This window comes from Burkholderia sp. KBS0801 (assembly GCF_005937855.2).
GTDB lineage: Bacteria > Pseudomonadota > Gammaproteobacteria > Burkholderiales > Burkholderiaceae > Burkholderia > Burkholderia ambifaria.
On record NZ_CP042177.1, the window covers coordinates 1,826,737 to 1,839,698 of the forward strand.

Consider the following 12,962-nt stretch of genomic DNA (forward strand, 5'->3'; position numbering starts at 1 on the left):
CGAGATGCGTGCTCGCGGCACAGGCCGCGGCGCCCGCTCGCACGACACCACCCCGGAGAGCCAACCATGAAGAAAATCTCGCTCACCCTCGCGATGCTCGCCGTTGCAGCAGGCGCATTCGCGCAAACGCCGCCGCAACCGCAAACGCCCGCCTCGGCAGCGGCCGCGTCCGCGCCGAGCGCCGAACAGCGCGCGGCCCGCCACGAAGCGCGCATCGAGCAGCGCATCAAGTACCTGCACGATCAGCTGAAGATCACGTCGGCGCAGGAGTCGCAATGGAAGACGTTCGCCGACACGATGCGCGAGAACGGTGAAACGATGGGTCACCTGTATCGCGCACGGATGGAAAACCACAACGTGTCCGCGGTCGACGACATGAAGCAGTACGCGGAGCTCGCGCAGGCGAACGCGGACGGCGCGAAGAAGCTCGCCGACGCATTCGCGCCGTTGTACCAGAGCTTCCCGGCCGAACAGAAGGCGCTGGCCGACACGACGTTCCGCAGCTGGCTGCACCATGGCGGCGAACGCCGCGGCTCGGGCAAGGCCAAAAAGGAAGGCAAGGCAGCCGCCGCGCCGGCCGCCAGCGCGCCCGCGCAACCCTGACGTCCGCCTCGCCGGCGCCGCGTTGCCCGGACGGGCGAACGGCGTCGCGCATCCCGCGGGAATTCGGCGCGTCACACGGCGCGCCGAATTCGGGATAAGCTCCCGGCTTTTCCCGCACTTCCCCCGCCATGCTCGAACTCAAGCACATCGATCTGCGTACCGACCCGCAGGCCCGTCACGTCGTCAAGGACGAAACCGTCACGGTCGCGTTCGCGGATGCCGACGGCGAACTGATGAGCCTCGAAGGCCCGAACCGCTATGTCGCGGGCGACGCACTGATCACCGGCTCGACCGGCGACCGCTGGGTCGTGTCGCGCGCACGCTTCGACGCAAAATATCTGCCCGCCGACCCGGCGCTCGCGCACGGCACGCCGGGCGCGTACCGCAACCGGCCTGCCGTCGTGCTCGCCCGCCGCATGGACGAGCCGTTCACGATCGCCCGCTCGGAAAACGGCGACACGCTGCGCGGCGTCGCCGGCGACTGGGTGATGCAGTATGCGCCCGGCGACTACGGTGTCGTGCAGGCGCAGCGTTTCGCGCAGGTCTACCGCGACGCCTGACGCACCGCAGCGGCGTGACGCCGGCATCGCGCCGGCGCGCGCTCACGTTCAAGCGAAGTCTTCGTCGAGTTCGAGTTCCGCGTCACGCTCGACGGCCTCGCCGGCCGCGTGGCGCTCTTCCAGCGAGCCCAGCATCGCTTCCGTGTACGCATGCAGCACCGCATGACTGCGGGCGCGCTGCATCGGCTTCAGCGCCAGATAGCGCGCAAGCGCCGGCGGCACGATGCGAATGTCGAGCGTCATCCGTTTCGGCGTCGAGCCGAAACGCATCGCCAGCCAGTGCACGGACAGGAACCGCCCGCGCTCGTCACTGCTTTCGGCAAAGCGCGTCTGCTCCGGGAAGAGATCGCAGATCACTCGTGCGAGCGCGTCGAATTCGCTGCTCTGGCACTCGATCAGATAGTCGTCCATTCCGTCCTCCCGTCAGGCCGCCGCACGCGGCGACCGGCCTGCCTTCACGAGCACGGCGATCAGGATCGCAGCGAGCACGACATACACGGCCTCGAGCGATCCGGCCGGCAGCACACGTACCTGATACAGCAGCGCCGGCGCGACCGCCAGCGCATGCAGCACGATCGCGAGCGGCAGCACGCCCGCGCGGCCGGCGCGCACGCCGCGCCACACCAGCACGGACAGCGCGAGCTGCACCACGAACGCCGCACAGCGCTCGAGCAGCAACAGCAGGATCGACTGTGCCGACAGCGTGGCCAGCATCACGTGCAGCCGCACGACGGTATCCCCGGGGAGATCCGCGAGCTGCGTCTCGAGCTGCCCGCGGCTCGCGAGCCAAGCGAGATACGACCACTGGCCCCATACGAGCACGCCGACGAACCACGCTTCGGCGCCGGCATGGCCGATCCCGTAGCCGATGCCGCGCCCGTCGCCGGCCGACGCGCCGTAGCGGCGGTTCAGTATCCGCATCCCGAGATAGCGGCCGACTTCCTCGAATACAGCGGTGGCGAACGCGCTGTACGCGACGAACGCGAGCGGCTGCGTGAGCCAGCCGCCGGCGGGTGTCTGGCTCAGCACGAAGCCATGAAACGCGCGTTCGACGATCATCGCGAACAGCGTGAAGACGGCGACGCCGACGATCGTGTCGCGGCGGTCGAGCGCAAGCGGCTTGCGCAGGATACGGAAGAGAACGAACGGCAGTAGCGCGATGATCAGCGTGGCGGCGATCAGCACCGCCAGCGTGACGGGAGCGACAGTCATGAATTTCCTTGTTCGGGGCAGCGCACCTGGCGCGCTGCGTGCCCCGAATGATACTCAGCTTGCGGTCGACGCGCGCGCAATCAGCTCGCCGGGCAGCATCGCGACGCGCACGTCGCCGGCCGCGCCGTCGATGCGCTCGTGCACGAATTCGACGGCCTTGTAGCCGATCTCGTAGGTCGGCTGGCGGATCGTCGTGATGCCGATCAGTTCGGCCCATTCCGGATCGTCGATCGACAGCAGCGCGGCCTTTTCCTGCCATGCGGCGCCGAAACGCGCGCGCAGATGGCGCGCGATCGCGAGCGCGACTGGCGCGTTCGCGGCGAACAGCGCCGCACGCACGCCGCGTCGCGTCGCGTCGTCAAGGCGCGCGTCGAGGTCGGCGAGCGCCGCGGCAGCCGCCGCAGGCTCGTTCAGATCGAGCACGACCGTCGGCGGCACCGGCAGCCCGCGCGCGCCGAGCGCCGCGCGGAACGCGGCCTCGCGCAGGCGCCGCGAGCTGACGCGCTCGAACGGCTGCACGACGAAATGGATCGCATCGAAGCCGCGCGCGACCAGGTGCGCGAGCGCCATCTCGATCGCATCGGTGTTGTCGAGCCCGATCAGGTCGGCCTCGAAACCCTCCACCGTCCGGTCGACGAGCACCGCCGGGATGCCGGCGCCGCGCAGCGGGCGCAGCACGTCTTCCTCGGCGCCGAGCGCGTTGACGATCAGCCCCTCGACCCGGTAGGTCGTGAGCAGCTGCAGGAAGCGCCGCTCCATCTCGACTTCGTTCGCCGCGTGACAGATGAGCGGCATGTAGCCGAGCGCGTGGCACGCGGCCTCGACGCCCTGCAGCACTTCGATCGTGTATGGATTGGTCAGGTCGGCCGCGAGCATGCCGAGCAGCCGGTTGCGGCCGCGCTTCAGCCCGCGCGCCATCTGGTTCGGCCGGTAGTTCAGGCGCGCGATCGCCGTCTCGATCCGCTGGCGCAGATCGGCGGACAGCACGTGCGTCTCGCCGTTCAGATAGCGCGAAACGCTGGTCTTGCCCGTGCCGGCTTCGCGTGCGACGTCGCTGATCGTCGCGGGACGTTGCGTGGAAGGTTGCGAATCGCTCAAGTCGTGCCTCGCGACGTACGATCCGCGCCGCTTCGTGTGCGGACGGACCTTTGTTGTTGGAAACGAAAGCCACCGGGCGGACGCCGCCGATCCCCTGCTGCGCGCTCGCCCGAAGCCGGCGCACTCGCGCCCGCCCCGGTCGCCTGGCACGCACGGCGATCGGCCGCACCCGACCTGGCACGGATGCCCGTCGTCGAACGCTGCCGGCCGCGCGGCCGCGTCATCGATGCAACGAGCGGGCGATCATAACGCAGCCTGCCCTCCCGCACCAAGACCATCGACTCTAACCGCGCCTGCGGCCCCGCCGGCCGGCCAGCGCCGCTCAAGCGCGCGCGAGCGCGTCGGGATTGACGAGATTCGTGCGCAGCGTGCCGGCCAGCGCGCCGACCAGGTTTTCCGCCGCGCAGCGCGCCATCGCATGGCGCGTCTCGTGCGTCGCCGAGCCGATATGCGGCAGCGCGACCACGTTGTTCATCCGCAGCAGCGGCGAATCCGCCGGCAACGGCTCCTTCTCGAACACGTCGAGCCCCGCGCCGCGGATCGTGCCCACGCGCAGCGCGTCGATCAGCGCGGCCTCGTCGACCACCGGCCCGCGCGACGCGTTGATCAGGATCGCGCCGCGCTTCATCTTCGTGAATTCGGCCGCACCGATCAGGTGATGCGTTTCGGGCGACAGCGGCACCTGCAGGCACACGAAATCCGACTGCGCGAGCAGCTCGTCGAGCGTCACGCGGCGCGCGCCGTACTGCGTCTCGGCTTCGGCGTGCGCGGAACGGTTCGTGTACAGCACCTGCATCCGGAAACCGAGCACCGCGCGGCGCGCGACGGCGCCGCCGATCCGCCCGAGCCCGACGATGCCGAGCGTCTTGCCCTGCACGTCGGTGCCGTACAGATCGGGGCCGATGCTGCGATGCCAGTGGCCGGCCTTCACCCACTCGGCCAGTTCGACCACGCGCCGCGCGGACGCCAGGATCAGCGAGAACACAGTGTCGGCGGTCGATTCGGTCAGCACGTCGGGCGTATGCGCGAGCACGATCCCGCGCCGCGTGAGATCCGCGACGTCGAAGTTGTCGTAGCCGACCGAAATCGTCGACCAGGCCTTCAGCTTCGGCGCGCGATCGAGCATCTGCGGCGTGACCTTCAGGCTCGCGCCGATCGCGCCGTGCGCGTCGCCCAACGCATCGGCGAGCGCAGCGGGGCCGTCGGCCTGCACGACGTCCGCATGCTCGCGCAGGTACGCGAGAACATCATCGGGCAACGGCTTGTACGCGACGATACGAGGCTTCATCGTTTTCATTTTCCTTGCAGCGGCGCCGCGAGCGAGTGCGCATCGCGCGCCTGGGGTTTGACGGACAGCGTGAGGATCACCGCGGCGACGAGCGCGGCGCTCATGAACGCATACGACGCGACGGGCGACCCGGTCGCACCGTTCAGGTAGCCGACGAAATACGAGCCGACGAACGAGCCGAGCGCACCCATGCTGTTGATCAGCGCCATCGCGCCACCGGCGACGTTCTTCGGCAGCAGTTCCGGGACGATCGCGAAGAACGGGCCGTACGGCGCGTACATCGCGGCGCCCGCGACGACGAGGAGTGCATACGAGATCCAGAAATGCGACGAGCCGAGCGCATACGACGCGGCGAACGCGGCCGCCCCGATCAGCAGGAACGGCCATACGAAGCCGCGGCGCGAACCGACCTTGTCGGACGCCCACGACGCGACCAGCATCGCGATCGTCGCCGCGAGGTACGGCAGCGCCGACAGCCAGCCGGTCGCGACCATCCCGAGCTCGGAGCCGTTCTTGACGATCGACGGCAGCCACAGCACGAAGCCGTACACGCCGATGCTCCAGCAGAAGTATTGCGCACACAGCTTGATCACGGCCGGCGAACGGAACGCCTCGCCGTAATTGCGCACCGGCTTGATCGCCGCCTGCTCGGCCGCGAGCGCGGCGTCGAGGTCGCGCTTTTCCTGCGTGGTGAGCCACGGCGAATCGGCCGGCTTGTCCTGCACGAGGAACCACCAGCACACGGCCCAGATCACGGCCGGCACGCCTTCGGCGATGAACATGTGGCGCCAGCCGAATTCGTGCACCAGATAACCCGACACGATCGACATCCACAGCACGGTGACGGGGTTGCCGAGGATCAGGAACGTGTTCGCGCGCGAGCGCTCGCTCTTCGTGAACCAGTTGCTGATGTAGATCAGCATCGCCGGCATCACGGCCGCCTCGACCACGCCGAGCACGAAACGGATCACCATCAGCGACGGGATGTCGGCGACCACGCCCGTGAGCGCCGCGCAAGCGCCCCACAGCACGAGGCTGACGAACACGAGCTTCTTGACGCTGCGACGCTCCGCATAGATCGCGCCCGGAATCTGGAAGAAGAAGTAGCCGAGGAAGAACAGCGCACCGATCAGCGACGACAGGCCCTTGCTGATCCCGAGGTCCTGGTTGATGCCGGCCGCCGCCGCGAACCCGTAGTTCGCGCGATCGAGGTAGGCAAGGCTGTAGGTGATGAAGACGATCGGCATGATCGTCCACCAGCGTCGGACTGCGAGATTGGCTGCCATCAGAATGTCTCCTAGATAGGTTGGAGTGGCGAGTCGCCGCCTGGCTCCGCTCCCGTCCTGTCGGGAATCGACCGGCCTCGGCGTCTGGTCGCCTCGTCCGGCCTCATGCAAAACCGTGCGTGATGCACGAAATGGGTCCGCGGATTGTGCCGTGTCCGGCCTCTCATTGCGCGGTGACGGTTTCCTCTAAGCGATCGGCGCGATTGCTGACGTTTTCGAGCTGATCGAGTGCCGCACGGGTCGGCAGGCCTTCCGAATCGCCGATCACCTGAATCGCGAGCGCGCCGATGCGGTTGCCGCGCGCGACCGCCTGCTCGACGGAGCGCCCTTCCAGCAGCGCGCTGACCACGCCGACCGCGAAGCCGTCGCCGGCGCCGACCGTGTCGACCACCTTCGCGACGCGCTCGCCCGCCACCGTGCCCGCGCGGCCGTCGGCCGTGCGGAAATACGCGCCTTCGGGGCCCAGCTTGATCACCACGCCGCGCGCGCCGCGTGCCAGATAGAAGCCCGCGATGTCTGCCGGCGTGTCGTGCCCGGTGAGCTGCCGCCCTTCGGCGAGCCCCGGCAGCACCCAGTCCGCGAGCGTCGCGAGCGCGTTCAGCGTCTTCGCCATCACGTCCGCGGACGGCCACAGGGTCGGGCGCAGGTTCGGGTCGAACGAAATCGTCTTGCCGGCCGCGCGCATCTCGCGCGCCAGCTGGAACGCAAGCTCGCACGACGTCGCGGAGATCGCCGGCGCGACGCCCGTCAGGTGCAGGTGCCGTGCGGCGAGCACGTAATCGGCGACGTAGTCGTCGCACGACAGGTGGCTCGCGGCCGAGCCCTTGCGGAAATATTCGACGGTCGGGTCGCTGCCGTCGTCGTTGCGCGACTTCAGCTGGAAGCCGGTCGGATAGCGCGGATCGACGGTCACGCACGACGCGTCGATGCCTTCGCGCGCGAGCGTGTCGAGCACGTAGGTGCCGAACGAATCGCGGCCGACCCGGCTCATCCAGCCGACCCGGAAGCCGAGCCGCGACAGGCCGATCGCGACGTTCAGGTCCGCGCCCGCGATCCGCTTCGTGAATTGCGCGGCGTGCGCGAGGTGGCACGGCTCGGCGGCGACGAACATCGCCATCGCTTCGCCGTAGGTCACGACATCGAGTGCTGCTTTCATGAGTGCATTCCTCCGTATCCTTCCAGCGTCACGCGGCGGCGAGCCACGCGACGCGCCGCCCGGCATCGCCCGCCAGGTCGGCCGCATCGAACGGGAACTCGATCCCGCGCGGCACCGCTTGCGGCAGCGCCGCGAGCACGCCCGTGACGAGCGGATCGCCCGGCGCGGGCGCCATCGCGAAGCGGCGCGCGCCGTCGCCCGCGACCGCCTTGCAATGAATGTATTCCACATGCGGCGCGAGCGCGTGCGCGCACGCGAGCGGCGCTTCGCCCGGCCACTGCCAGTTGCCGATGTCGAACGTCATGCCGAGTGCATCCGGCGTGCCGGCGTCGGTGAGCGCATCGAACAGCCCGCAGAACTGCGCGAGCGCACCGCCGATCGGCAGCTGGCCGTTCTCGACTACCACGCGGGCACGCGCACCGCGCGACAGCGCGACGATCTGCGCCGCATGCGCGTCGCCGGCAAAGCCGCCGAGCTGGAACTTGACGAAGCGCGCGCCGAGCGCATCGGCTTCCACAAGCGTGTCGCGCAGCGCGTCGGCGTCGAGCGCGCCGGCTTCCGTGTACAACGTGGCCGGCGTCGAATAGACCGACCACAGCCCGTGTGCGGAAAGTGCCGTACCGAGTTCGGCCAGCGCGGCGGGCGTCGCGTCGTCGTCGGATGCGAACAACTCGCGGCGCACTTCGAAGCCGGTCGCGCCGGATGCCGCCGCGGTCGCGAGAAATGCCCGGTGGCCCTCCTGTCGCACGCGGTCCATCCCGAATGCGCTCGCCACGATCACGATGTCTGCCATTTCTGCCCTTTTTTCCCGGAATGGAACCGGTTCCATTTGCTTGAGACGGATGGTGCGCTTCGGTGCTGGTGCGCACCATAGAGGAAATCCCTAAGGCTGGCCGCCGCGCGAATCCGCGCCCGCGCAGTTGCATCCGGCATTCCCGGCAAGGGTTCGGCTGCTTATTGGGCGTCGTGCGTGAGGCTCATCTCGAGGAACCGGGCGGCTACGCGCGACGGCGCGGCGCCGTGCGGCACCAGGATCGAGAAATGGCGCGTGAGCGGCGCGGGGGCCAGTGAACGCGGCACGAGCGCCGCCTGCTCGTGACGCAATGACATCGCGGACACGAACCCGACGCCCATCCCCGCACGCACGGCCTCCTTCACGGCCTCGACGCCCGCGATCTCGAACGCGACGCGCATCGGCGCGCCGCCGTGCGCGAACGCGCGTTCGACGAGCTGCCGCACGCCGGAGCCCTCCTCGCGCAACACGAGCGGATGCGCGGCGAGTGCGTCGAGCGTGACGCCGGCTTCGTACTCCGGCGCAGCGAGCGGATGCCCGGCCGGCACGACCGCGACGATCTCGTCCTCGTGCCACGCATGCACGGCGGTGCCGGGCGGCAGCGCCTCGCCGGGCGGCCCTTCGATCATCGCGATGTCGAGCGACGCGAGCGCGGCGACCACGTCGGCCGTATTGCCGCTCATTGTGTGGATCGTCACCCGCGGCACGCGCGGCTGAAACGCCGCAATCAGGTACGGCAGCAGGTAGCTGGCCGGCGTCGTGCTCGCGCCGATCCGCAGCGTGCCGGCGTCGAGCCCGCGCACCGCGTCGCGAAACGCGCGCGCCTGCGCGAACGTGTCGCGCTGCGCCTTCGCGTACTCCGCGAGCTGTTCGCCGACGGGCGTGAGGCGGATGCCGCGACCGTCCCGCTGGTACAGCAGTTCGCCGAACTCGTCCTGCAGCAGGCGCAGCTGCCCCGACACGGCCGGCTGCGACAGATGCAGCGCCACCGCAGCACGGCTGATGTTCAGATGTTCGGCGACGGCCGCGAACGTTATCAGTTGATCCGGGGTCATGAGAGTGAATTATCTGATTTCCGGATAGTTTACGTCACAAATCACAATTTTTCATATCGATATATCCAAATTAGGATTAAGCCATCGCAACCTGCTTCGCCACGGTGCCCTTCATGTCCACTGCTCCGACTCCCCCTCTCAGCCACGCCGCGCCGTCGATGCGCGGCCAGTTGAACGGCGTGCTGTTCGTCGCGCTGTTCGCCGCCGCCGTCACGAGCCTGTCGGAACTGCCGGCGATCGCCGGGCTCGGCCTGTCGCCGCTGATCGTCGGGATCGTCGCCGGCGCGCTGTACGGCAACGCGCTGCGCGACGGCATGCCCGCGAGCTGGGCGGCCGGCGTCAATTTTTCCGCGCGCAAGCTGCTGCGCATCGCGGTCGCATTCTTCGGCTTGCGCGTGAGCCTGCAGGAAATCGCGCAGGTTGGCCTGCCGGGCCTGACGGTCTCGGTGCTGGTGGTCGTCAGCACGCTCGTGATCGGTACCTGGGTCGGCATGAAGGTGATGAAGCTCGACCGCGACGCGGCGCTGCTGACCGCCGCCGGCAGCGCGATCTGCGGCGCGGCCGCCGTGCTCGCGTTCGAGTCGACGCTGCAGTCGAAGCCGCACCAGAGCGCGATGGCCGTGGGCAGCGTGGTGCTGTTCGGCACGCTGTCGATGTTCCTGTACCCGCTCGCGTATCACGCCGGCCTGCTCGGCCTCGACCCGACCGGCCTCGGCCTGTTCTTCGGCGGCACGATCCACGAGGTCGCGCAGGTGGTCGGCGCGGCGAGCGACATCAGCCCGCAGGTCACGCACGTCGCGACCATCGTGAAGATGACCCGCGTGATGCTGCTGGTGCCGGTGCTGCTCGCGCTCGGCTGGTGGCTCGCCCGCTCCGCCCGCTCGGCCAGCGCGAGCGCCGACGGCGCGCACGGCAAGCGCAAGGTGGCGGTGCCGTGGTTCGCGCTCGGTTTCCTCGGCTTCGTGATCGTCAATTCGCTGAACGTGCTGCCCGCCGACGTCACGCATACGCTGAACCTGCTCGACACCTTCGCGCTGACCATGGCGATGACCGCGCTCGGCATCGAGACCCGCGTGTCGCAGATCCGCGAGGCCGGCCCCCGCGCCCTGACCACCGGCCTGATCCTGTACGTCTGGCTGATCGCCGGCGGCTACGGGATCACCTGGGCCGTGCAGCGCTGCGTTGGCTGAGCCGAACGTCCACGATGCGACGCGCGCCGCGCCCGACGGGAAGGTCCCGCGGGCGCGGCGCAGTGCTATGCTTCGCGTCGTTTTCCTTCGTCCTCTTCATCAATCTCTTTCAGCCGTGCTCTCGTTCCTGCTGAAGCTGCGCACTCGCGCCCAGACGCTGTTCCGCCTGTCGGACGCCCATACGATGCTGATCTGGTCGGCCGTCGTCGGCGTCGGCGGCGCCTTCGCCACCATGACGTTCCGCGAAGGCATCGACCTGATGCAGCACCTGATCTCCGGGCACAGCGGCAGCTTCGTGCAGATGGCGAGAAGCCTGCCGTGGTACGTGCGCTTCTGGATGCCGGCCGCGGGCGGCTTCCTGGCCGGCTGCGTGCTGCTGCTCGCGACGCGCGGCGACAGCAAGGCCGCCAAGACCGACTACATGGAAGCCGTCGCGCTCGGCGACGGCGTCGTGCCGGTGCGCCAGAGCCTGTGGCGCAGCGTGTCGTCGCTGCTGACGATCGGCAGCGGCGGCTCGATCGGCCGCGAAGGCCCGATGGTGCAGCTCGCGGCGCTGGCCGCGTCGCTGGTCGGCCGCTTCGTGCACTTCGACCCGCCGCGCCTGCGCCTGCTCGTCGCCTGCGGCGCGGCGGCCGGTATCACGTCCGCGTACAACGCGCCGATCGCCGGCGCGTTCTTCATCTCCGAAATCGTGCTCGGCACGATCGCGATGGAGAGCTTCGGGCCGATGGTCGTCGCATCCGTCGTCGCGAACATCGTAATGCGGGAATTCGCCGGCTACCGGCCGCCGTACGAGATGCCGGTGTTCCCGGCCGTGACGGGCCCCGAGGTGCTGCTGTTCGTCGTGCTCGGCGCGCTGTGCGGCGTGCTCGCGCCGCAGTTCCTGCATCTGCTCGATGCGTCGAAGAACCAGTTCAAGCGGCTGCCCGCGCCGCTGCCGGTGCGGCTCGCGCTCGGCGGCCTGGTGGTCGGCGTGATCTCGGTGTGGATTCCGGACGTGTGGGGCAACGGCTACAGCGTCGTGAACCACATCCTGCATGCGCCGTGGACCTGGCAGGCGCTCGTTGCGGTGCTGGTGTTCAAGGTGATCGCGACCGCCGCGACGGCCGGCTCGGGCGCGGTCGGCGGCGTGTTCACGCCGACGCTGTTCGTCGGCGCCGTGTTCGGCTCGCTGTTCGGCCTCGCGATGAACGCGCTGTGGCCGGGCCACACGTCCGCGTACTTCGCGTATGCGATGGTCGGGATGGGCGCGTTCATGGCCGGCGCCACGCAGGCGCCGCTGATGGCGATCCTGATGATCTTCGAGATGACGCTGAGCTACCAGGTCGTGCTGCCGCTGCTGGTGTCGTGCGTGTTCGCGTATTTCGTCGCGCGCGCGACCGGCACGACGTCGATGTACGAGATCACGCTGCGCCACCACCAGGACGCGCAGGAACGGCTGCGGCTGCGCACCACGCAGATGCGCGAACTGATCCAGCCCGCGCAGACGGTCGTGCCGCTCGCCGCGAGCGTCGCCGACATGACGCGCGTGTTTCTCGAATATCCGGTGAAGTATCTGTACGTGACCGACGACGCCGGGCGCTTTCGCGGCGCGGTCGCATTGAAGGACATCACGTCCGACCTGCTCGACAAGCGCGACACGACCGACAAGACGGCCGCGCACTACGCGCACACTCCGTTTCCGCTGCTCACGCCCGACATGCCGCTCGCGACCGCGCTCGAACGCTTCATGGCGTTCCAGGGCGAACGGCTGCCGGTGATCGAAAGCGAAGCCGAGCCGACGCTCGCGGGGGTCGTCTACAAGACGTCGCTGCTCGACGCGTACCGCCGGATGACCGGCGAGCGCTGACGTACACGGTGCGCGGCGCCCGGTGCGGCAGCGCCGCATCGCCGATCGCCGCACCGCCCGCCGCCCGAGCGTTCAGCCCGGCACGCGCCCCAGCACGACCCGTGCGAAGAACCCCGCCAGCACGGCTTCGGCCGCGTCGGCCGACACGTGCTGCGGATCGGCCGTGTAGTACGACTGCACGCCGTCGCACAGGCACATCAGCCCGAATGCGAGCGTGTCGGCCGGCAGCAGCAGCGGCGTGCCCGCGCGCTCGGCGAAGCGCTGGATGAACTCGGCCATCTGCAGCCGCTTGCCGTGCAGGAACTGGTTGAAGCGCACGCGAAACTTCGCGTCGCGCGCCGCCTGCAGCTTCGCCTCGCCCCACAGCAGCGAATACTCGTCGTCGCGAAACAGCGTGCTGTAGTACGCGAGCGCCGTCGACTCCATCTGCTCGCGCGACCCGCCTTCCTCGAAGATCGCCTCGAAATCGGCCCGCACCGAATCATGGTCGCGCTCGAGCAGCTCGAGCAGCAGCTCCGACTTGCTGCGGAAATTCGAGTAGAACGCGCCGCGCGTATAGCCGGCGGCAGCCGCGATGTCCTCGACGCTCGCGGCGACATAGCCTTTCTTCAGAAAAATCCGGTGCGCGGCTTTCAGCAGACGCTCGCGCGTCTGGTCCCGGCTCTGCTCGCGAGTTAAGCGCTGTGGTTTCATGGCGCGCAGTCTAGCATCAACCCCCATTCGGATTCATCTTTGCATTCAGATACAGGTGTGTATTAGAATTCGCCGCAGTTTCCGAACGACTTCGTTCGGCACTGTCCGTGCGCCCACCCGGCGCCACTCGGGGCAAGCGCCCGCCGCGCTTGCCAGCTTCGTTCCGCTCTCACCTCATC

Annotated in this window: 13 protein-coding genes; 4 read left to right on the plus strand and 9 right to left on the minus strand. The window is 69.0% G+C overall.

All coding sequences use genetic code 11. The features are described from left to right. The first annotated feature begins 66 nt into the window (after nucleotides 1-66). Both FFI87_RS08705 and FFI87_RS08710 read left to right on the plus strand, forming a co-directional pair. Nucleotides 67-603, plus strand: coding sequence for a Spy/CpxP family protein refolding chaperone (locus tag FFI87_RS08705; protein WP_012363936.1), 537 nt, complete (start codon nucleotides 67-69; stop codon nucleotides 601-603). A 128-nt stretch (nucleotides 604-731) separates the two neighbouring features. Then, entirely contained in the window at nucleotides 732-1,163 is a 432-nt protein-coding gene (locus FFI87_RS08710) for a PGDYG domain-containing protein (protein WP_012363937.1), read from the plus strand. A 48-nt stretch (nucleotides 1,164-1,211) separates the two neighbouring features. Here FFI87_RS08710 and FFI87_RS08715 read toward each other — a convergent pair whose 3' ends face one another. The 8 genes from FFI87_RS08715 to FFI87_RS08750 all read right to left on the minus strand — a co-directional run bounded on the left by FFI87_RS08715 (nucleotide 1,212) and on the right by FFI87_RS08750 (nucleotide 9,051). Next, nucleotides 1,212-1,574: a DUF3022 domain-containing protein gene (locus FFI87_RS08715; protein ID WP_011656931.1), complete on the minus strand. Its 363-nt coding sequence runs from the start codon at nucleotides 1,572-1,574 to the stop codon at nucleotides 1,212-1,214. Nucleotides 1,575-1,586: 12 nt separating this feature from the next. Further along, the gene (locus FFI87_RS08720; protein WP_138847683.1) at nucleotides 1,587-2,375 is read right to left on the minus strand and encodes a YhfC family intramembrane metalloprotease; all 789 of its coding nucleotides are present in this window, start codon (nucleotides 2,373-2,375) and stop codon (nucleotides 1,587-1,589) included. A gap of 54 nt (nucleotides 2,376-2,429) precedes the next feature. Next, the gene (locus tag FFI87_RS08725; RefSeq protein ID WP_012363939.1) at nucleotides 2,430-3,473 is read right to left on the minus strand and encodes a LacI family DNA-binding transcriptional regulator; all 1,044 of its coding nucleotides are present in this window, start codon (nucleotides 3,471-3,473) and stop codon (nucleotides 2,430-2,432) included. Nucleotides 3,474-3,795: 322 nt separating this feature from the next. Then, complete coding sequence (locus FFI87_RS08730) at nucleotides 3,796-4,761, minus strand: NAD(P)-dependent oxidoreductase (protein WP_138847682.1); 966 nt, start codon at nucleotides 4,759-4,761, stop codon at nucleotides 3,796-3,798. A gap of 5 nt (nucleotides 4,762-4,766) precedes the next feature. Next, nucleotides 4,767-6,047: an MFS transporter gene (locus FFI87_RS08735; protein WP_138847681.1), complete on the minus strand. Its 1,281-nt coding sequence runs from the start codon at nucleotides 6,045-6,047 to the stop codon at nucleotides 4,767-4,769. A 163-nt stretch (nucleotides 6,048-6,210) separates the two neighbouring features. Beyond that, entirely contained in the window at nucleotides 6,211-7,203 is a 993-nt protein-coding gene (locus tag FFI87_RS08740) for a sugar kinase (protein WP_138847680.1), read from the minus strand. A gap of 28 nt (nucleotides 7,204-7,231) precedes the next feature. Next, the gene (locus FFI87_RS08745; RefSeq protein WP_138847679.1) at nucleotides 7,232-7,996 is read right to left on the minus strand and encodes a sugar phosphate isomerase/epimerase family protein; all 765 of its coding nucleotides are present in this window, start codon (nucleotides 7,994-7,996) and stop codon (nucleotides 7,232-7,234) included. A gap of 161 nt (nucleotides 7,997-8,157) precedes the next feature. Then, a complete protein-coding gene (locus FFI87_RS08750; protein ID WP_138847678.1) occupies nucleotides 8,158-9,051 on the minus strand; it encodes a LysR family transcriptional regulator in 894 nt (297 codons plus the stop codon). A 113-nt stretch (nucleotides 9,052-9,164) separates the two neighbouring features. Here FFI87_RS08750 and FFI87_RS08755 point away from each other — a divergent pair, with 113 nt between their 5' ends. Beyond that, nucleotides 9,165-10,241, plus strand: coding sequence for a YeiH family protein (locus tag FFI87_RS08755; protein ID WP_138847677.1), 1,077 nt, complete (start codon nucleotides 9,165-9,167; stop codon nucleotides 10,239-10,241). A 115-nt stretch (nucleotides 10,242-10,356) separates the two neighbouring features. Continuing rightward, nucleotides 10,357-12,090, plus strand: coding sequence for a ClcB-like voltage-gated chloride channel protein (locus tag FFI87_RS08760; protein WP_222430034.1), 1,734 nt, complete (start codon nucleotides 10,357-10,359; stop codon nucleotides 12,088-12,090). A 72-nt stretch (nucleotides 12,091-12,162) separates the two neighbouring features. Here the strand turns inward: FFI87_RS08760 and FFI87_RS08765 are convergent, their stop codons facing one another. Further along, on the minus strand, nucleotides 12,163-12,783 hold the full coding sequence (locus FFI87_RS08765) for a TetR/AcrR family transcriptional regulator (protein ID WP_138847675.1): 621 nt from the start codon (nucleotides 12,781-12,783) through the stop codon (nucleotides 12,163-12,165). Nucleotides 12,784-12,962 lie beyond the last annotated feature (179 nt).